Genomic DNA, 20,008 nt, shown 5'->3' on the forward strand with positions numbered 1-20,008 from the left:
GCAAACAGCTCGACGTCCTGTGGCAGATAGCCGACGAAGCGGCCGCGATCCTCCGGCGACCACTGGTCGAGGTCGGCGCCGTCGAGCCGGACCCTGCCGGCGGCGGGCGGCCAGGCGCCGACAAGCGCCCTGACCAGGGTCGACTTGCCCGAGCCGCTCTGGCCGATGATGCCGACGGCGTGTCCCGCTTCCATCGCAAAACTGGCGTCCTGCACCAGCAGGCGCTGCGTGCCGGGCGCCGCGACGCTGACGCCCTGCATGAAGACGTGGCGGTGCGGCTTCGGCATCGCCATCGGCTCGGCGTCGGCCGGCACGGCGGCAAGTATCCTGGTCAGTCGCTGCCAGCCTTGTCGCGCCGTCAGGAAACCCTTCCAGTTGGCGATGACCAGATCGACGGGCGCCAGCGCGCGACCGCTCAGGATCGATGCGGTGATGATAATGCCGGCCGTCGCCTGCTGCTCGATCACCAGCCAGGCGCCGACGCCGAGCATGGCCGATTGCAGCAGCATGCGCAGCACCTTGGACACGGCGCCGAAGCCGCCGGCGATATCGCTGACGCTGCGCTGCTCGGCGAGATAGTCGCGGTTGGCCTCCTCCCATCGCCTGGCCATCCTGCCGCCCATGCCAAGAGCCGCGATGACTTCCGCGTTGCGATTGCCGGTCGTGGTCAGGCCGTTGCGGATAATGCCGGTCTGAGTGCCTGAGGTGACCGGCTTGCGCGTCAGCCGCTCGGCAAAAACGGTCAGGAGTACAAGCACGATCGCCCCGACCAGGGCGGTCAGGCCCAGAAGCACATGAAACATGAAGATGATGGCCAGATAGAGCGGCAGCCATGGCAGATCGAACAGCGCGGTCGGGCCGGTGCCCGACAGGAAGGTGCGCACGCTGTCGAGGTCGCGCACCGGCTGCATGCTGTCGCCGTTGCGCCCGACCTTAAGCGGCAGCTTGAGGACGCTGGAATAGACACGGGCACCGAGCGCCTCGTCGAGGGCGCCGCCGATGCGCACCAGGATACGCCCGCGGATGAAATCGAGCACGCCCTGGCCGGCATAAAGGATGGCGACGAGCAGGCTGAGGCCGATGAGTGTCGGCACGCTGCGGCTCGGCAGCACGCGATCGTAGATCTCGAGCATATAGATCGAGCTGGACAGCATCAGCACGTTGAGAACGCCGCTGAACAGCGCTATGGCGATGAATGCCGAGCGGCAGGATTTGATCGCCACCGCGAGTTCCGAGACCTGCTGCCGGGCACCGGGCTTGGCACCGGGCCTGGCAGCGCCTCGCGCGGTTGCCGCGACGCCGGCATCCACGCCGGTTTTGGCCGTATCGGGACTGCGTGTACGAAACAGCACAAGAGCGCCGAACCCCGCCAGCGCCAGGCAGAGCAACCCGAGGCCCGGCGACGCCAGCATGCCACCGAGTCCAAGAAAAAGGGCGCAGGCGATCACGATCAGACCCAAGGACCTGATCCTGGCCTGCGCCGAGTTGAAGAGAGTGGAGCCCCTTCCCATGCCAATTCACGCGGGCGGCGCTGCGGCAAGGCACGCGGCCGAAAGGCCGGGCGCCTGCCTCAGGCGATGCCCGTCAGGCCCCCCACTTCATGCAGCGTAAGCCAGAATTGATCGAGGGTATTGGGATGCTCGTCGATGATGTTGGTTCCGTCGAACCAGGCTACATGGCCACCCGACCCGGATGTCACCAGTTGATCCTGGTTGAACCACATCAGCGCGTTCTTCAGGCCCTCGCCATCGGCCTCCTTGCCGCCGTTCCAGTCGGTGATGCCGGTGCTCGCGTCGGTGACATCGACATATTTGGTCCAGGCAATCGTGTTTGTCTTGACCGCGGTCCCCGCCAGCGCGTTGCCGTTCTGATCGACGAAGCCGTCATTGTTTGCGTCGACATTGACGCCGAGCCCCGCCCAGGCGCCCTGTCCCTTCAGCCACATCACCGCCTCGTCGATCAGGTTGTCGGGTTGAGCGACGCCGTTGTTGATGTTGAGCTGGGTGGCGATCGCCTGCTGCAGCATGATCACGCGCGCATCGCCGCCGGTCGGGCTCGATTCTATGGATTTCGCCAAGGCGATTGAAATCCACAGGTCATGGGCATCGTCGGCTATGCCGTTGTGGTCTGTATCCCCAAGCAGCAGATATTTGCTCTCGTCGATGGCAGTAGCCGGATTGTCGACGCTCGGGTTGACGTCAAGGCTCGACAGGACGCCGCTGGCGACCGCGCTCTTGGTCGGATTGCCTTCATTGTTGGCAATATTGTCCCAGGCGTCCGTGTGGCTGCCCCAGAACCCTTGCGTGAGCGCTTTGTTCGAGAAGCCCTCATAGTCGCTGCTGTCGGTGGCGAGCGGCGTGAGAGAATGTCCGGCCGTGTCGGTAAAGGCATCGGTGGTGGCCGTCGCAATGTTGACGTAGCTGCCGAGCTGCGCGATGCTGGTCGCCTTGAAATGCCAGGTCTCGTCCGTATCGAGCAGGCCATTGTGGTTGATGTCGCCGGTATTGAAGCCGCCGCTGGTTATCGCCGCAGCATTGAAATCGTCGCCGGTTCCGACCGTACCATTGTCGTCCTTGACGACGACGTTGGCGAGCGCGACGTTTCCGTCGTTCTTGACATCATAGGTCCAGGTCACTGCCTGCCCCTGGAAGATGTTGAGGCCGTGATCGACGCCGTTGGTCTTCTTGTCGAGCGTGATATGCGGATTGGCACCGAAGTAGCTGGAGCCGTCGGTGTCATCGGGGGTGGCAGTGTGGCCGGCATCATCGGTGAACGAGCCGGAGGCCGTGCCGATATTGCTGTAAGCGCCGATGCCCGCCACGCCGGTGCCTGTGAAGCTCCACGCCTCGTCGGTGTCGAGCTTGTTGTCCTGGTTGGTGTCGCCGACATTGAAGCCGCCGCTCAGATCCGCCGTGACGACCACGCCCTGGTCGTCGGTCACGTCGATACCCGAAAGCGCGACGTTGCCGCCATTGGTCACAGTGTATTTCCAGGAGATCGCCTCGCCAGCCAAAATGGTCAGGCCGTCGCCGGATGTCGCGCCGTCGACCGTCACCTTGTCGATGCTAATCTTCGCATCGGCGCCGAAATAGCTGGAGCCGTCGGTGTCGGAGACCGTGACCGCCCCTGCCGTGCCGGACACGGAGCCGATGTTGGCGTAGTCGCCTGTGATGGCCGTGCCGCTGCCTATGAAAGTCCATGTCTCGTTGGTGTCGAGTTTGCCGTCAAGGTTGGTATCGCCGACGTTGTGAGTGGCGTCGCCAAGCACCGGCGCCACAACCACGCCCTGGTCGTCGGTTACGACGATGTTCGACAAAGCGACGTTGCCAGTGTTGCTCACAGTGTATTGCCAGCTGATCGCATCGCCGGCGAGCACCGTCAGGCCGTCGCCCGATGCCGCGTCGTCGATCGTGATCTTGTCGATGCCGATTCCCGGGGTATCGGTGCCAGTGCCGGACGTCGTCGTGGTGCGCCACTCCTCGAAACCGCCGTTTGATCCCGAGAAGCCCGAAAACAACGTCACATAGGAATCGGCGGTGACGCCGGCGTCCGTGAAGGAACTGACGGGGATCAGCACACGGTAATCGTCCGTTCCCGATCCGTGGTTGGCATCGATCAGCAGATGCGAGGTGTCGAGTGAGTAGACCGTGTCGAAACCGGCAAACCCCGCGGTGTAGTCGGCAAGGGTGGCCCCGGAGCCGGAAAGATAGACCTTCAGGTCGGTCAGCGTGATCTCGCCGCTCGTCGCGTTGTTGCTTTCGTTGAGGTCCAGCCGGAATTCGATGTATTCGACGCCATCGACGATGATCGGAACCAGGTCGCCATATTGCAGGCTGTGCGTGAAAGAGGCTTTGTTGTCGAGCACATTGCCGTTCTCGTCGGTATTGAAGCCCTCTTCGACATTTGTTGCCTGCAGCCGCAGGAAGGAATCGTAGTTGCCGGTCCCCGATCCTACGGTCGTTGCCTCGAGAAGGGCATCATCGCCGATATCGATCACCATGTTACTTCCTCCACTTTGTTGTACGGTCGGCAGTCAAGCCGCCACCGTCTACCTCAACCTGATTGCGACGCCGGCGCAGGGCGTTCGGCTGTCCGCAGAACGCGGCCAGGCCGGCGAGCAATCGTTTCGTGACAAAAGCTTTGAACAGGAAAAGAACCGGCGGAGAGACTGCCTCCCATTCGCCGGACACAGCTCTTCCCGGATGACGGAACTGGCCCGTCGTCGGACTGACTGCTACGCCCACACCTAGCCCCCAACCCCTACACGATCCCCAACGATCGCCCAGACGTTAATATTTCCCAAACCATATTTCGCAGGTTGCAATGCACCCGTCCATATATCCCGGGTTATAGACAGCAAGGCAGCGTTAATTTCGAAAAAAATGCTTCTTCCCTGCAAGAATAATATCGCGATGCCGGCTAAATTATTTTCAGAAATTGAGTTTCACCAGCCGAATTGTAAATTTTTCCTGACGAGGGCGGCAGTTTTTTCAAGATGAAGACCAGCATCAGCGCTCCGCAGCGACGCCTTCTTTCAATCCGACGTCGCGCGTCTTGCTAGAGGGGCTGCTTCGGGATTAACTAAGCAACTGCTAATGTTTTGCGCGGCCACGCTGCTTCTGTCAGCATGGCCTCACGCTTCGGGGGATGCGGACCGGGTTTCGATGCCCGCTTCCGGCAAGAAGCAGTCACTGGCGCGTCGTGGAGACACGCAAAGGGAGAAGACGCCATGACCGAGCACGGGCGCAGGCCGCCACCCATCGATGGCAATTTTCCGCCATGGGGCCGTGGCGCCAAAGGCCGGCAGCTGGCGAGTTGAAGATGGTCACCTCGGTTTTCGTCGCAGACGACCATCCGCTGCTGCTGCACGGCCTGACCGACCTAATTGCCCGCGATCCCGGTTTCCGGGTGGTCGGTTCGGCGCAGGACGGCACCGTCGCCATGGCGATGATCCGGCGCGACGTGCCGGATGTTGCCGTGCTCGACATCAGCATGCCGGGGCTGAGCGGTCTCGACATCGCCGCCGAAATCGGCAGGCAGGGCCTTGCGACGCTTTGCGTGCTTTTGACGGTCGGCGCCTCGCAAGCCCAGCTCTACGACGCGGTCGCGATTGGCGTTGCCGGAATCGTGTTCAAGGAGACCGCCGTCGAGGCAATGCTCAGATGTCTCCACCAGGTCGCTGCGGGTGGCCGCTGGCTGCCGGCCGAGATTGTCGGCAAGGCCGTGCAGAACGAGGCGTCCCGCCGGATCCAATGGCAGAAACTGTCGTCGCGGCTGACCAGGCGAGAAATGGAGATCGCCCGACTGGTTGCCGCGGACACGCCGTACGAACGCATCGCGTTCGACATCGGCATCTCGAAAGGCACGCTGAAAATCCATATGAACAACATCTATCGTAAATTGGAGGTCGCCTCGCGCGTGCAGCTTTTGCAGCTGGCCGCCGGCCAGATAGGGCTGAGTGCCGCCAGCGGCTTTCGCGATCAATCCGATCTCGAAAATCCGGCCAGGGACGCGTAGCCGCGCAGACTTCGCCGAGCGCGTGTGGGGCGTTTCTCTTCGCCACGATCTTGGCGGCGGCCATCCACTGGTCGGCCACAGCCCTTCAGGCGCTTACGCGCCGCTGGAGAGGACGGATCGCCTGTCGCGGGCGATGCCAAGGAGCGGCTGGGCTTGAGTGCTGTGCTCATACGCCCGGATGGCTTCGTCGCCTGGGCTGCTGACGCTGACCCAAGCCCCGAGGAAGCTGCTCAGGCCGCTTCGCGATGGTTCGGCAAACCAGAATAGGTTCGGAGCGCGAAATCCCGTGGCCAAAGAAAACGAGGTAGGGTGTCGGGAGCCACGACGGTCGTTCGTCCTTTGGATGCAAAGCAGAAACTGGATATCCAACCCTTCACCCGGAGCCTTCCAATGACCGCCACCATCACAGCCTTCGAACGGTCGCCCGATGGAGGCAAGGGACTGGCGCGTGATACGCGCGTTCGCTGGGCGCTGGAAGAAGTGGGCCAACCCTACGAGGTTCGTCTCGTTTCGTTCAGCGCGATGAAGGAGCCCGCACATCTGGCGCTTCATCCTTTCGGGCAGATTCCGACTTATGAGGAAGGCGATCTCGGCTTGTTCGAGACGGGGGCCATCGTGCTCCATATTGCGGAGCGCCATGCGGGCCTGTTGCCGGACGATGCGAATGCCCGGGCGCGCGCGATTACATGGATGTTCGCCGCGCTCAGCACGATGGAGCCGCCGATCCTTGAATTCGGAACCGCCTGGCTCTTTGAGAGCGACAAGCCCTGGTCCGCGCAACGCATGCCTCTCGTCCAGGATCGCGTCCGTAACCGGCTGGGCCAACTTTCCCGTCGCCTCGGCGATGCCGACTGGCTCGATGGCGCGTTCAGCGCCGGCGACCTGATGATGGTGTCGGTGCTGCTCAGGTTGAAAGCGTCGGGTATGCTGGACGACTATCCGAACCTCTCCGCCTATGTCGCCCGCGGCGAGGCGCGGCCCGCCTACAAACGTGCCTTTGACGCGCAATTGGCGGTTAACACTGCCGCATCGACCGGCTGATACAGGCCGTTCCGGGTCCAAGGACGGACATAGGCGAATGAGCGTACTTGATCCATAGCCGAAGTTTCCCGAAAATCACCTCGAAGCCGGTTCCGGCCACCCAGGACGCACGCCAGTTCGGTCTATTTGCGCCCTCTGGCCCAATCGCCGCAGATGAGGAACCGGATAGCCATTATGAGGAGACTGTTTATAACGGTCGCTGAGATTGCGATAACCAAGGGGAGACGATGCGCTACATACGTCCGCTTTCAATCGAAGATGCCGTTGGCCAATTGGCCGGTGCGGCTGGCACGGCCGCCATCCTCGCGGGAGGCAGCGACCTCCTGGTCAGGATGAAGGGCGGTTTTGTCGAACCCGACCTGATCGTCGACATCAAGGCGATCGACGGCCTGAGCGAGATCCGGGAAACGCCTGAAGGCTTCAGCATCGGTGCCGCGGTCCCCTGCGCCGTCCTGGGAGAGAGCGCTGCCCTGAAGAAGGCATGGCCTGGCGTCGTCGAAGCGGCCAAGCTGATCGGCTCGAAACAGGTACAGGGACGCTGCACAATTACCGGCAACCTCTGCAACGCCTCGCCGGCTGCCGACAGTGTGCCGGCTCTCGTGGCGGCCGGCGCCAGGGCATCGGTCGTCGGGCCGGCGGGCAGGCGCACGATTCCCGTGCAGAGCGTGCCGACCGCGCCGGGCAAGACGTCCCTGGCCAAAGGCGAGATCATCGAGGCGATCCTGCTCGACAAGCGCGCGCCGCGTTCGGGTGATGCCTATCTGCGTTTCATTCCACGCACCGAGATGGATATCGCGGTGGTCAGCGCCGGCGTGAACCTGACGCTCGATGAGCACGGTGTCGTGAAATCGGCCCGCGTCGCGCTGGGCGCCGTGGCGGCGACGGTGCTTCTGGTCGAAGAGGCCGCGGAGGTTCTCATCGGCTCCAAGCTGGACGAAGCGACGCTGGAACGGCTCGCCAAGGTCTGCTCGGGGGCCTGCCGTCCCATCGACGACAAGCGCGGCACCATCGAATTCAGAAGAAAGGTTGCGGGCGTGCTGGCCAAGCGGGCCGCCACGACCGCCTACGCACGTGCAGGAGGCAAATGATGGCTGGAGTTGCGGTTTCAACGACGATCAACGGCGACAGCGTCGAGTACCTTTGCCAGCCGGACGAGACGCTGCTCGACGTCCTGCGCGATCGCCTGGGGCTGACGGGCGCCAAGGAAGGCTGCGGCACCGGCGACTGCGGCGCCTGCAGCATCATCCTCGACAACAGGCTGGTGTGCTCATGCCTGGTGCTCGGCGCGGAGGCTGAAGGCCGGCGCGTCGAGACCATCGAGGGCATGGCGCATGGCGACAAATTGCATCCGCTGCAGCAGAAGTTCCTCGAGCACGCAGCACTCCAATGCGGCATCTGCACGCCCGGCTTCCTGATTGCGGCGAAGGACCTTCTGGCCAAGAACCCCGACCCGACCGAGGAGGAAATCCGCTTCGGCCTCGCCGGCAACCTCTGCCGCTGCACCGGCTACGACAAGATCGTGCGCGCCGTCCAGGACGCCGCCAGCGTGATGAAGGGAGCCTGACCATGAATTTCGATCCGCGTTATTCGGCCCGCAACTTCGCATCGGTCGGCACACGTCCGATCCGCCCCGACGGCGTCGACAAGGTGACGGGCCGCGCCCGCTACGGTGCCGACTTCAACATGGCCGGCCAGTTGGTCGGGCGCGTCCTCAGAAGCCCGCACGCTCATGCGACGATCCGCAAGATCGACACGTCGAAGGCAGAGAAGCTTCCCGGCGTGAAGGCGGTGATCACCGCGGCCGACCTGCCCGACCTCACAAATGGCGATTCCGCCATGTACGACATCCTCGACAACTGCATGGCGCGCAAGAAGGCGCTCTATGACGGCCATGCTGTGGCCGCGGTCGCGGCCGTGGATGCCCGCACGGCCAGGCAGGCGCTGAAGCTGATCGAGGTCGACTACGAGATTCTGCCGCATGTCACCGATGTCGACGAGGCGGCGAAGCACACGGCACCGCTGATCAACGACACGATCTTCACCGAGGGCCTGGAGGAAAAGCCCGTCAAGCCGTCCAATATCTCCAAGCGCAGCCAGTTCGGTCATGGCGATGTCGGGGCGGGTTTCGGGGAGGCTGATTTCGTCGTCGAGCGCTCGTTCAAAACCGGGCAGACGCACCAGGGCTATATCGAGCCGCATGCCTGCGTGGCCAATGTCAGCTCGGATGGCACCGCCGACCTTTGGGTCTGCACGCAGGGCCATTTCGTCTATCGCCAGCACTGTGCGCAGTTGCTCGGCATGGAAGCTTCCAAGCTGCGCGTCACCTCCTCGGAGATCGGCGGCGGTTTCGGCGGCAAGACCCATGTCTGGGCCGAGCCGGTCGCACTGGCGCTGTCGCGCAAGGCCGGACGTCCGGTCAAGCTGGTGATGACGCGCGATGAGGTGTTCCGCGCCTCCGGGCCGACAAGCGCCACATCGATCGATGTCAGGATCGGCGCCCGCAAGGACGGCACGATCACCGCCGCCGAGGCGACGCTGCGCTATTCCTGCGGCCCCTATGCCGGCATGTGGGCCGAGATCGGCGCCATGACCGCGTTTGCCTGCTACAAGCTCGAGAACGTCAAGACAGTCGGCTACGAAGTGCTGGTCAATCGGCCGAAGACCGCTGCATATCGCGCGCCGTCGGCGCCCATGGCGGCGTTTGCGGTGGAAAGCGCGATCGACGAGCTGGCCAAGGAGGTCGGCATGGACCCAGTCGCGTTCCGGATCAGGAACGCCGCCCAGGAAGGCACCAGATCATCCTACGGCCCGGTCTACGGCCCGATCGGCATTGGCCCGACGCTCGAGGCGGTGAAGAGCCATCCGCACATGAAGGCGCCGCTGGGCAAGAACCAGGGCCGCGGCATGGCTTGCGGCTTCTGGTTCAACTTCGGCGGCCAGACCTGCACCGACCTCAACATCGGCATGGACGGCTCCGTCTCGCTTGCCGTCGGAACGGTCGATGTGGGTGGTTCCCGCGCGTCGCTGTCGCTGGTGGCGGCGGAAGAACTCGGCATCGACTATAGCCAGGTCAAGGCGATCGTCGCCGATACCTCCAGCCTCGGCTACAACGACATGACGGACGGCAGCCGCGGCACCTTCTCGTCCTCCATGGCGACGATCTCGGCCGCCCGCAACGCGATCAAGATCCTGCGGGAACGCGCCGCGCAGATGTGGGATATTTCCGTCGACGACGTGGTCTGGGAAAAGGGCCACGCGATTGCCAAGGGCGAGAAGCATGGCAATCTCGGCAAGCTGTCGCTGAAGGAGATCGCGGTGGAGTCGGGCAAGACCGGCGGACCGATCGCCGGCCACAGCGAACTCGTCGCCGACGGCGCGGGCGTCTCTTTCGCCACCCATATCTGTGATATCGAGGTCGATCCCGAGACCGGCGCCACAAGGGTGCTGCGCTACACGGTCGTGCAAGATGCCGGCAAGGCGGTGCACCCGACCTATGTCGAGGGACAGTACCAGGGCGGTGCCGCGCAAGGCATCGGCTGGGCGCTCAACGAGGAGTATATCTACGGCAAGGACGGGCGGCTCCAGAACCCCGGCTTCCTCGACTATCGCATCCCGGTCTGCTCGGATCTGCCGATGATCGACACGCAGATCCTCGAAATCCCCAACCCCAACCACCCATACGGGGTGCGCGGCGTCGGCGAGACCTCGATCGTGCCGCCGCTGGCTGCGATCGCCAATGCGGTGTCGAATGCGGTCGGCGTGCGGATGACGCATATCCCGATGTCGCCGCCGCGCATCCTGGCGGCGCTGGAGGAACGGGCGGGCTGATGGTCGAAGTGACGCTCTGGGGATCGCTGGGTGCTGTCGCCGGAGGCAAGAGCAAGGTCGAGATCGAGGCCAAGGACATAAGGGAGCTGTTCAGGAAGCTGGCTGAACAGTATCCCGGCCTCGAGCCCTTGATCGACAAAGGCATCGCCGTCGCCATCGACGGGACGATCTACCGCGATACCTGGTCGAAGGAATTGCCAGAGGGGGCGGAGATTTTCCTGCTGCCGAGGCTGGCTGGGGGGTGAGCTAAGTATAGGCAGACACCCTGAAAACGATATAGTTGAACGAAATCGGTCCTTTTGTGACCTTTTCGACGACTTGCCCAGAGTTCGTGTTCCAAGCCAAAGCATTCCAATCCCACTGCGAAGAGTCTGCTTGGACGACAATGAATGATCCATGTCGGAGCGGCGCTGAAGTTTGGCTCTTCGCGAAGTCAAGCCCCAGCTTAAAGTGGAACACCTGTTTGTTCTTGCTGCGATTTAATATAGATTGTACCACGCTAGAGGTTAGGCTAACGAATGGCTTGAGAGCCGGTTGGGCCTTAGTTAAGAGGCCTAGGCCTTCTTTAAAAGGACCGCTCCCGATCGCGTTAAGAATGGTTTCGTCCCCCTTGCTAATAACGTTGATCGTCTTTCCTTCAAACGCGATCCCGTTTTGACCGACCGACACACCAAGGAAGATGGGAGAACCACTGATAGCTGCGCTTGCTCCATTCTTGGCTTCCGTGGTCAGCGCAAAGCGCAGTTCTTCCGGCTCATTCTGGAGCTGATTTTTCCCGGTGAACTCACAAAGTATCTGGTGAGCGCCGCTGCCCGGGTACCTGTGAACCCAGAACTTCTCCAGCGTAAGCTTAACCCTTGAGTTTCTTAGGGTTTGGTCAGGTTCTAGCGAGAACGCACTCTGAATTTGCGCCAGCTGATCGCCTGTTTCAGGGGGCAGGAAGCCGCACACCATTCCGGTATGTGCCCAGACCTGATTTCCCCATATATCGGACAGACCTTGTCCGACTCCTCCGCTGGGGAACAGCTCTTCCACGGCTTCATCGTCTCCAATGTCTTGGAGGTACGCCTTGATCGTCGCACGGCTTTTGTAGCCGATGCTGTTTCTGTCGTCTGGCACCTTAGGTCCTTACCCGGGTTGGCACTCGTTGGGCAATGTCGACGCGCTTAGCTCTCACGCGCGCCTCCACATCTGTAAAGAGATCTGTCCTAACGGGTTGACCCATCTCAAGTGTCACCGCAAGGCCATAGGGCACTTCAGCTGCGGCAAAGGGCGTCATTTCCGCCATTGCCTGAACTCCTAGGAAGATGTCTCCCAAACTGCCTGGTCGAACCAGGTTTTTGCCTTCGAAGACAAGATGTTGGAGCGTACCGCGTCGGGCGGCACGGCCATCCGGTGACAGTGTACGTTTGACTCCTTTCCAGAAATCCCGTTTGCCATCACCATCCACAACCTCGAGACGAACACCCCGATAACGTCGCGTTATCGGATCAATCGGACTGCTCCAAGCAAGTGTGACCACGACACGTCGAACCTCGCGGTTGTTAACCATCGCGCGGGGAATGGGAATTCGGTACTCGTGAAGCGAATCGGGGGAAATTATGTCGTCGGCGAGCAGAGTAACGCGGCTCCCCAGAGCGGTGAAGATTCTCGAATGATCGGGACGACCAAATCCTAGTACGCTGCTAATAGCTTCTTTCTTTCGCAGCGCACCGCCAGCGTATAGTTGGTATAATATATCGCCCGCGCCGCCCCATGTGCAGCCGTGAGCGAGCAGCGCCTTCAAAACGACCGCGCGCGTTTTGGCTTCTAGCCATCGTTCGTTACTCTCGGCGAAGAGGTTCTCTAATACGTCCACTAGCCGCGTGGCTGTTCGTGTGGTGAGAGCTGCGGCGTTGCTGGTCCCCGTACTGCGCCTGACCAGGTTTTGGGAGACACCCACCCCAGGCGCAGCAGTGAGTTGGCCGACGTCCGGGTGTTCAATTGCCCAAGCCGATACGAAGCTTGAGTCGTCTTCCGAACGTATCAGCTGCCGCCCGCCGAGTTCGACAAAGTCGGGTTTCACCGCTCTATTAAGTCCCAGACCGACGCTGGACGCCAGGTTTGTTACGCCCGATATCGTGTCAAAAGGATCTACGAGGCCAGCGGGCGTTCCGGCGGAACTATCCCCGTGAACCGCACCCACAGTAAGCCCGTTCAGGGTCTCTGCGGGACTGAGCATTATCCTGCTTCCTCGGCTTCGGTTGAGAGCATCGAGAAGAGCGATCTGCCGCTGCACTGGATCAGCTGTCTCCAATGCATTGCAGTCGGCGTAAGCATCGACCGCGAAAGGCTCCGAGTTGTTTCCAGCGCTCACGATGAAAAGCAGCCGGAAGCGATGGCTAAGATGGTCGAGCAACTTCGCCCAATAGGTCGCGCGCTGACCGAACGGCGCTTCACGATCACAAATTGAATGGTTGATAACGACGACGTTTTCCGCAACCGGCTCTACGCCATTAGAGCCTTCGACCAACGTCATGACTGCACGGTAAACGAGGCCGAGCGGAAGCCGATCCTGTGGTGTGCATTCTTCGGCGAGGTTTTGTGGGGCGCCTAGGATCGGCACCACTTGAAGTATCCTGTCGATGGGAACGGTGTCATCACCCAAATCGCCATGGACAATCAGAGACGCCATCGCAGTGCCGTGTCTGCGTCTAGACACAGGGACGTCAACAGCATGAACGTCCACTTCGCTCACCCGAAGCCTATTCCTCAAAAGTGAATGGTTTTCGACTGGATAACCGTCGAGTAACGCTACCACTGGGTGTCTTGTGTCAGGCGCAGACTGAGGCTCATGATGATCCAAGACTGAGAATGCGGCATCCTCCGCCTCACTGCTATATAGCGACTGCGGTCGGACGCGCATAATACGGTCGGCGGTGGATAGCGGACCCTGGAATGAGCCGAGGCGAAGCGCCTGCTCGTTTGGTAGTTCTACCAAAGCCGCCTGATACAAAATTTCCGGGATCGTGACGAAGTCGAGGACGGTTCCTCCAACCAATGACATAAGTCCGACAACGTATTCGCGCGCCGCAGCTCTCAAGCTGGGGTCGCTTCGAAACCATAGATCCAGTTCCAACCGGATCGGCCGGTCGGGAAATTTTCGCATCATACGGTCGACATATCGAGAGAGCGTAGGATCGACCCGATCTTTCGCCGACCATGTCCTGACGTCGCTCAAGTATCCAAAAAGAGGCCACCACTCGCCGTCATCGGCGCCAGGTTTTGCTTGGTTGGTGGAATACTGCTTCCAGAGGGAGAGAACCTTCTGAAGACCACGGATGGTAGGCATGGTGACATAGAGCATGCTCTGTCCGCTATCAGGGGAAGGCTCGTCTGCTTCTTCCTCTTCTTCTTCGTCGTTGGAATCGTCATCGAAGTCTTCGCCGAGCCATTCAAACCCGGCCCGGCGTGCCGCCGCTACAAACTTCGCCACGTTCGACAGAGGACCGATAATTTCGAAAACGAGGGCGCGGTCAGGTGTTACTTCATCGGGAGAAGTTGAAAGATCCGCTCCGTTCAGGATCCGTGCAACGCCATCTTCTATCTCATCGAATTTGGCATCATGACGCTTTGCTTGCTCTCCCCAAGAGATCGCCTTCGGAAATCTCGCCCGCTGACCCTTGATGCGATTTAGTCTTGCTGGCTCTCTGCTTATTCTTACTATTGGCCTCTGCGCCACCCGACTGAGCCCCCCCAACGTCTCGACGTCTATTCCATCTGTCGAGGGCTTGGGCGAACGCATCGCCCGGCCTCAACTTCCCATGAGATAGCACAACTTTTCTGCGAGCGTCGAGTGTTACAGTCTCTATTTCCGAGAATGTCTCACCTTGAAATATTTTTACGAAACTCTCGGCGGCTATACCTAGTTCACCAAGCGCGTTTTCCGTCTTCAAATACCACTCCCGGAGTTCGGCCGCGCCCGGCTTTGGAAGCGCTAGGCGTATCTCGAATCTGCGCCAGACGGCCCTGTCGAGAAGCTCGGGATGATTGGTCGCACAGATCACGATGCAACTGCTCGGCAGTGCGTCCATATTCAGAAGCAAAGAGCTGACAACCCGCTTAATCTCCCCGGTTTCGTGGGCATCAGCTCGTTCCTTCCCAACGCTGTCGAACTCGTCAAAGAAGAGTACACAGGGCGTCCGGGCTGCGTACTCGACGACCAACTGAAGTCTTGAGGCCGTCTCTCCCAAGTAGCTACCAACCAAGCCGTCGTAGCGAACAGTGAAAAACGGAAGCGCGAGTTCTGTTGCGACTGCCTCGGCGAGGCTAGTTTTCCCAGTACCCGGGGGGCCCACCAACATTATCGTATGGCGTGGCTCAAGCGAATGCGAACGCAACAGCGCGGTCTGACGGACCTCATTTATCAGTTCCTGAATTTCTCGTAGGATCTCATTCCTGAGGACGAGCTGCTCCAACCGTCGCGCTGGCGAAATCTCACGTAACAGCGGCTGAAGACTTTCCGGTAGCATGCTGGAACCTCCGCCGTAGAAACGCGGTGGCGACTGCTCGCGCACCAAAGTTCGTCCGGTGTCGCGCTTGCTTTGGCGATGAGCCTCTTCGATAAGCGCCGTCAGGGTATCGTGGGTCGCTTTGCCATTCCCACTTTCCGGTCGGAGTTTGTGAACGGTCGTGTGTTTGGCCATCTAACCTTCTTTCGCCGCTGCCTCGGCGCGGGACTACGGTTCCATCCGCCAAGAACCACTTTGCCTCAATATCATTAACGACTGCTGGACGGCACGCAAGCTGAGCGATCCTGAAACCGTGGCACTATACACTATGATCCGTGCCCGTTATGAGCTGTCCGACGCACTTCGTGACCACGTGGTGTCAGGAGATATCTTCCTCTGCAGGCCCCGTGCCTACGTCAGATCAAACATAATTCGGAGTCAAACGACTCAGGATGTCGAACGTTGGAAGCTCTGTTCGACATTAGCTGCAAACTATGGCCGCTTTGGGGTACGGCGATTTGCTGAAGTTCTGGCGGCGCACGCCGAGATTCGGCATGTTGCCACTTAGTTTGCCGGCCGTAGTGCATATGTGGCCCCCCACTCTCCCGCAACGTTGCCGTGATCGTGGCAATTCCCTCCTCGATCTCGCGCCTGCCGCCCAAGATCGACCGCAACAGCTCCGCCTGGCCGACCAGCACCGCATCCTGCTCCGCCACGCCGGAGAGGCGCGTTGCGCGTTCATTGTCGCCGACGGCGTAGAGCAGGCGGCCGAAGCAGGTGCGGGCGAGCGTGAAGACGACCAGGGCCATGACTGCTTAGGCCCAACGGCGGCTCTCCATCACTCAAGCCGCTTCGCAGCCCCGGCGCCTTAGGCGCCGCAGGGCTATGGATACTTCGTTGGAGGCACCCCAGGGTTTAGATCGCCCTGCAACTCCTTCGGCAGCGGGAGGCTCGAGCATTGCAGGTGCACCTCGCGGGCAAACAGCTTTCGTTGCTTCTGCTCATGCTCCTTGATGGCTGCAACGAGTCCCATTGAGTACGGGCCAAGCAAGACGCCGAAACCCCATCCCGGATGCTCTTTCTCGCGAGCCTCGTAGTTCGAAGCAGCCATGCGGGCTTGTTGGCATTCCGGCGATGCCCATTTCTGGTCTTGCTGCGAAAGCGACGTCCCATAGTCGACCGGAGAGGTCGCGCATCCCGCCATGGTCGCGGCCAATGCGACGGACATTGCAATTCTCATCCCGAAGCCTTTCCTAGGCATTGTGAAGAGCACACAGAACCCTTCTTCCCACAAATAACCGCCGTCTCCCTAGCTTCGCAGCCCAGGCGCCTCCTGCCCCGTCCTCTCGACATATTCCGTATAGCCGCCGCCATAGGTGTGGATGCCTTCGGGCGTCAGCTCCAGCACGCGGTTCGACAGTGCCGCCAGAAAATGCCGATCGTGCGAGACGAACAGCATGGTGCCTTCATACTGCGACAGCGCGGTGATCAGCATCTCCTTGGTGGCGATGTCGAGATGGTTGGTCGGCTCGTCCAGCACCAAAAGGTTGGGCGGATCGAACAGCATCAGTGCCATCACCAGCCGCGCCTTCTCGCCACCTGACAGCACGCGGCATTTCTTTTCGATCTCGTCGCCGGAAAAGCCGAAGCAGCCGGCGAGCGCTCTGAGCGGCGCCTGGCCGGCTTGCGGGAACGCGTCCTCCAGCGTCTGGAACACGGTGCGCTCGCCTTCCAGCACTTCCATGGCATGTTGGGCGAAATAGCCCATTTTCACACTAGGCCCCCGCGCGACCGTACCGTTGTCGGGCTCGGAAGCACCGGCGACCAGTTTCAGCAGCGTCGACTTGCCGGCGCCGTTGACGCCCATGATGCACCAGCGCTCGCGGCGGCGGACCTGGAAGTCGAGCCCCTCATAGATGGAGCGGCTGCCATAGCCCTTGTGGACGTTCTTCAACGTGACCACGTCCTCGCCGCAGCGCGGCGCCGGCAGGAAATCGAACGACACGGTCTGGCGGCGCTTGGGCGGCTCGACGCGGTCGATCTTGTCCAGCTTCTTCACCCGGCTCTGCACCTGCGCGGCATGCGAGGCGCGCGCCTTGAAGCGCTCGATGAAGGCGATCTCCTTGGCCAGCATCGCCTGCTGGCGCTCGAACTGCGCCTGCTGCTGCTTGTCGGCGATCGCCCGCTGCTGCTGGTAGAATTCGTAATTGCCGGAATAGGCGGTCAGCGAACCGCCATCGATCTCCACCACCTTGTTGACGATGCGGTTCATGAACTCGCGATCGTGCGAGGTCATCAAGAGGCCGCCGTCGTAGTTCTTCAGGAAGGATTCGAGCCAGATCAGGCTTTCCAGGTCGAGATGGTTGCTCGGCTCGTCGAGCAGCATCGCATCGGGCCGCATCAGAAGAATGCGGGCCAGCGCCACGCGCATCTTCCAACCGCCCGACAGCTTGCCGACATCGCCATCCATCATCTCCTGGGAGAAGCCGAGACCATCGAGCACTTCGCGGGCGCGGCCATCCAGCGCATAGCCGTCGAGTTCCTCGAAGCGGTGCTGCGCCTCGCCATATTTCTCGATGATCTCGTCCATCTGGTCGGCCTGGTCGGGATCGGCCATGGCTGCCTCGAGCGCTGCCATTTCAGCTGCGACTTCGCTCACCGGCCCGGCGCCATTCATCACTTCGGCGACAGCGCTGTGGCCTTCCATGTCGCCGACATCCTGGCTGAAATAGCCGATGGTGACGCCGCGATCGACCTGCACCTGGCCCTCGTCGGGCTGCTCCTGCCCGGTGATCATGCGAAACAGCGTCGTCTTGCCGGCACCATTGGGGCCGACGAGGCCGACCTTCTCGCCCTTCTGCAGGGCCGCCGACGCCTCGACGAAGACAAGCTGACGGCCGTTCTGCTTGCTGATGCTTTCAAGTCTGATCATGCGGTTTCCGGAAGAATGCCTGCGACAAAAGGATTTGCCCGGCGCCTTACGCGAAGGATGGCCGCAAAGGAAGAGGCGCAAGCGCCGCAGCGCTTCACCCTCCCCCTTGTGGGGAGGGTCGGCGCACCGGCGTTGCGAAGCAAGGTCGGTGGGACGGGGTGGGGGCGCGGCGCTGCAAAAGAGGGGGCCCCCCCCGCCCCCGCGGGGGGGGGGCGCGCGCGCCCCCCCGGGGGGGGGGGGGGGGGGGGGGGGCCGGGCCGCCAAAACCCCCCCCCCCCCCGCCCGGGGGCGCGCCGCCCCCCCCCCCACAAGGGGGAGGGTGAAGACGCTCCCCCAGACACACTCCAGAAACAAGATTCAACACTGCGGAAAAACTCGCGAAAACATCGCCTGTCATAACCATCCCCGCGGCGGCCGAAGCTGGCCGCGGCACAACGCAAAGGGATGGTCCCGAAACATGCAACAACGTTCGACCGGATGGATGGGTGCCCTGACAGGCATTTCGCTCGCCGTGCTTGCGGTCGCACAGTCGGGTGCGGAAGCCGCGGTTACCCGGAGCGAATATTGCAGCCGGCTCGGTCTTCAACTCGACGGGGCCATTCAAACGAAGCCGATCCTGGTGCCAATGCCAGGGAGATCGCCGAGGCAACCGCGCTCCAGGACAAGGCGAACCGGTTTTGTGCCGAGCGCAAACAGGCACAGGGTATCAGGACATTGGCCAACGCCCTGAAGCTGCTTGGAGTGACGCCGGTCGACCTGAACCAGTAATATCTGCCGTCAAGCACGCCAAGGCGGTTCGATCGAGCTTTTGTTTTGACGCAATTCCGGACGGAAAACCGCTTCACACTTTTCCTGGAATTGCTCGGACTTCCTCCCAAGGCCGCCACTCGCAGAAAGCGAGGGCGGTCTTTTTTTGTGCGCCTCGCCCCGGTTCCCGCCTGGCTACTTCTCGCCCAGATACTGGAAAACGGCCTGCTTCCACCAGTCGCTTTCGATAGTCTGCAGCAAGGCGACATCCAGAGACTTGCGCAACGGGCTGCCGAGCGGCAGCGCAATGGCATATTGCTGCTGGTCGAAGGTCGCGTCGAGAACCTGCAGGCTCGTTGCGTAGTTCTGCCCCACCAGCCAGCCAAGCAGCGGCTTGTCGTGGACCAGCGCATCGATCTTGCCGGCGCGAAGCGCATCGAGGCCTTCCTTGACAGAGGCAAAATCCTGATGGCGTATCTGGGTCGAATCCAGATAGGACGCCGTCGACGAACTCTGCACCGCGCCGACCCTGACCGCGGCAAGGTCGCTCTCGCCCTGCACCAGTCCTTCCATCTGCGTTACCGTCAGCACCGATGTGACGCCCGCGGTGAACACTGCGATCGCAATGATCGATCCGATCATCCAGAGCGCGGCCAGCACGCGTCCCGGCACGGTTCGCGGACCGAAGTCGCCCGTGCTGGCCTGTGTCGCGGCGATGGTCGACCACCACATGCTGGAAAACAGGCCCTTGGCGACGCCGCCGCCGAAATCGTCATTGTGTCGGCGTTCGAACATCCAGATCAAGACGCCGACCACGACCGATATGACGATCAGCGCCAGCACCGCTTGCAGGAAGCCGAACGAGGTCAGCGCATGCAGCACCGGCCGCCATGACGGTTGATTGTTGAGCGGTGTCGCGATGCCGAGCCCGGTCGAGAAAAAGGGTTGCGTGAAGTCGACGGCCTTTTCGCGGTCGGCCGTGACCGTGATCGCGGCCATCGCCGCATCGAACTTACCACCGACGACGCCATCGATCTGGTCCTGTACAGCAGGCACCTCGATATAGCGGAAACGAAGGTTGAGCCGCGCGGCTATTTTCTGCCAGAGGTCGATGCTCAATCCGGACCAACTGCCGTCCTGCAGCTTGAACGCGAAAGGCGGCGCCTTCTTTATCCCGACCGATATCTCTTTCGATGACGGGTCGGGAGGTGAGGCCAGGTCGGGGGAAGTCTGGGCAAGCGCGGCGCCGGCTCCGACACACGCGACGACGACAATGAGAACCAGCGCCGTCGTCCACGAAGCAACTGTTCTCAACGGCAACGACTCCCAGCGACCAGCCCTGCCGCTCGATCGTCGCGGCTCTTGAAAAGGTAGCCGCCGTGCTGTCCTTCGTCCACCGGCGATGTCGTTCTCTCGCCCGATGCGCGATACGCGGGCCAACGGCTCACGCAAA

At 61.6% G+C, this 20,008-nt stretch carries 14 protein-coding genes and 3 pseudogenes; 8 read left to right on the forward strand and 9 right to left on the reverse strand.

What is annotated here, in order from left to right; translation table 11 throughout:
* Window positions 1-1,460: type I secretion system permease/ATPase (locus NKJ06_RS22585; RefSeq protein WP_352810655.1), on the reverse strand; the 1,460-nt coding region annotated here is incomplete at its 3' end.
* Window positions 1,461-1,570: 110 nt separating this feature from the next.
* Window positions 1,571-4,000, reverse strand: coding sequence for a CLIPPER-2 domain-containing protein (locus NKJ06_RS22590; protein WP_352628691.1), 2,430 nt, complete (start codon window positions 3,998-4,000; stop codon window positions 1,571-1,573).
* A gap of 821 nt (window positions 4,001-4,821) precedes the next feature.
* Here NKJ06_RS22590 and NKJ06_RS22595 point away from each other — a divergent pair.
* The 7 genes and pseudogenes from NKJ06_RS22595 (at window position 4,822) to NKJ06_RS22625 (ending at window position 10,631) form a co-directional block, all read left to right on the forward strand.
* Window positions 4,822-5,517: a response regulator gene (locus NKJ06_RS22595; RefSeq protein WP_352628693.1), complete on the forward strand. Its 696-nt coding sequence runs from the start codon at window positions 4,822-4,824 to the stop codon at window positions 5,515-5,517.
* Between the two features lie 10 nt (window positions 5,518-5,527).
* Window positions 5,528-5,784: pseudogene (locus NKJ06_RS35845) on the forward strand (aromatic-ring hydroxylase C-terminal domain-containing protein); the annotation flags it as partial.
* Window positions 5,785-5,907: 123 nt separating this feature from the next.
* A complete protein-coding gene (locus NKJ06_RS22605) occupies window positions 5,908-6,558 on the forward strand; it encodes a glutathione S-transferase family protein (RefSeq protein WP_352628695.1) in 651 nt (216 codons plus the stop codon).
* A gap of 227 nt (window positions 6,559-6,785) precedes the next feature.
* Window positions 6,786-7,646 carry an FAD binding domain-containing protein gene (locus tag NKJ06_RS22610; RefSeq protein ID WP_352628697.1) on the forward strand — a complete coding sequence of 287 codons (861 nt, stop codon included), beginning with the start codon at window positions 6,786-6,788 and terminating at the stop codon, window positions 7,644-7,646.
* Window positions 7,646-8,122, forward strand: coding sequence for a (2Fe-2S)-binding protein (locus NKJ06_RS22615; RefSeq protein WP_031260466.1), 477 nt, complete (start codon window positions 7,646-7,648; stop codon window positions 8,120-8,122). Before NKJ06_RS22610 ends, NKJ06_RS22615 begins: the two co-directional genes overlap by 1 nt.
* A gap of 2 nt (window positions 8,123-8,124) precedes the next feature.
* Window positions 8,125-10,386 carry a xanthine dehydrogenase family protein molybdopterin-binding subunit gene (locus NKJ06_RS22620; RefSeq protein WP_352628699.1) on the forward strand — a complete coding sequence of 754 codons (2,262 nt, stop codon included), beginning with the start codon at window positions 8,125-8,127 and terminating at the stop codon, window positions 10,384-10,386.
* Window positions 10,386-10,631 (forward strand): MoaD/ThiS family protein, encoded by a 246-nt coding sequence (locus NKJ06_RS22625; RefSeq protein WP_352628701.1) that lies wholly within the window; start codon window positions 10,386-10,388, stop codon window positions 10,629-10,631. Before NKJ06_RS22620 ends, NKJ06_RS22625 begins: the two co-directional genes overlap by 1 nt.
* Before the next feature lies 1 nt (window position 10,632).
* Here the strand turns inward: NKJ06_RS22625 and NKJ06_RS22630 are convergent, their stop codons facing one another.
* The 6 genes and pseudogenes from NKJ06_RS22630 to abc-f form a co-directional block, all read right to left on the reverse strand.
* Window positions 10,633-11,505 (reverse strand): hypothetical protein, encoded by an 873-nt coding sequence (locus tag NKJ06_RS22630; protein ID WP_352628703.1) that lies wholly within the window; start codon window positions 11,503-11,505, stop codon window positions 10,633-10,635.
* A gap of 1 nt (window position 11,506) precedes the next feature.
* Window positions 11,507-14,107, reverse strand: a complete 2,601-nt coding sequence (locus NKJ06_RS22635; protein ID WP_352810658.1) for a S8 family serine peptidase — start codon at window positions 14,105-14,107, stop codon at window positions 11,507-11,509.
* Window positions 13,989-14,843 (reverse strand): AAA family ATPase, encoded by an 855-nt coding sequence (locus tag NKJ06_RS22640; RefSeq protein WP_352628707.1) that lies wholly within the window; start codon window positions 14,841-14,843, stop codon window positions 13,989-13,991. Before NKJ06_RS22640 ends, NKJ06_RS22635 begins: the two co-directional genes overlap by 119 nt.
* Before the next feature lie 742 nt (window positions 14,844-15,585).
* Window positions 15,586-15,682: pseudogene (locus NKJ06_RS22645) on the reverse strand (ABC transporter permease); the annotation flags it as partial.
* 77 nt (window positions 15,683-15,759) lie between these two features.
* The gene (locus NKJ06_RS22650) at window positions 15,760-16,116 is read right to left on the reverse strand and encodes a hypothetical protein (RefSeq protein WP_352628709.1); all 357 of its coding nucleotides are present in this window, start codon (window positions 16,114-16,116) and stop codon (window positions 15,760-15,762) included.
* Between the two features lie 69 nt (window positions 16,117-16,185).
* A complete protein-coding gene (abc-f, locus tag NKJ06_RS22655; RefSeq protein WP_352810661.1) occupies window positions 16,186-17,808 on the reverse strand; it encodes a ribosomal protection-like ABC-F family protein in 1,623 nt (540 codons plus the stop codon).
* Window positions 17,809-18,265: 457 nt separating this feature from the next.
* Between abc-f and NKJ06_RS22660 the strand changes: the two are divergent.
* A pseudogene (locus NKJ06_RS22660) lies at window positions 18,266-18,576 on the forward strand (hypothetical protein).
* A 174-nt stretch (window positions 18,577-18,750) separates the two neighbouring features.
* On the opposite strand, the gene NKJ06_RS22665 reads toward NKJ06_RS22660, so the two are convergent.
* Window positions 18,751-19,869: a transporter substrate-binding domain-containing protein gene (locus NKJ06_RS22665; protein WP_352628713.1), complete on the reverse strand. Its 1,119-nt coding sequence runs from the start codon at window positions 19,867-19,869 to the stop codon at window positions 18,751-18,753.
* Between the last annotated feature and the right edge of the window lie 139 nt (window positions 19,870-20,008).

It is taken from the genome of Mesorhizobium sp. M0293, assembly GCF_040321735.1.
Taxonomy (GTDB): Bacteria; Pseudomonadota; Alphaproteobacteria; order Rhizobiales; family Rhizobiaceae; genus Mesorhizobium.

Bases quoted from the DNA above. Each gene is read 5' to 3' on its own strand.
- abc-f (WP_352810661.1), bottom strand. From the start codon at position 17,808: ATGATCAGACTTGAAAGCATCAGCAAGCAGAACGGCCGTCAGCTTGTC.
- NKJ06_RS22610 (WP_352628697.1), top strand. From the start codon at position 6,786: ATGCGCTACATACGTCCGCTTTCAATCGAAGATGCCGTTGGCCAATTG.
- NKJ06_RS22625 (WP_352628701.1), top strand. From the start codon at position 10,386: ATGGTCGAAGTGACGCTCTGGGGATCGCTGGGTGCTGTCGCCGGAGGC.
- NKJ06_RS22595 (WP_352628693.1), top strand. From the start codon at position 4,822: ATGGTCACCTCGGTTTTCGTCGCAGACGACCATCCGCTGCTGCTGCAC.
- NKJ06_RS22650 (WP_352628709.1), bottom strand. From the start codon at position 16,116: ATGAGAATTGCAATGTCCGTCGCATTGGCCGCGACCATGGCGGGATGC.
- NKJ06_RS22590 (WP_352628691.1), bottom strand. From the start codon at position 4,000: ATGGTGATCGATATCGGCGATGATGCCCTTCTCGAGGCAACGACCGTA.
- NKJ06_RS22605 (WP_352628695.1), top strand. From the start codon at position 5,908: ATGACCGCCACCATCACAGCCTTCGAACGGTCGCCCGATGGAGGCAAG.
- NKJ06_RS22615 (WP_031260466.1), top strand. From the start codon at position 7,646: ATGGCTGGAGTTGCGGTTTCAACGACGATCAACGGCGACAGCGTCGAG.
- NKJ06_RS22620 (WP_352628699.1), top strand. From the start codon at position 8,125: ATGAATTTCGATCCGCGTTATTCGGCCCGCAACTTCGCATCGGTCGGC.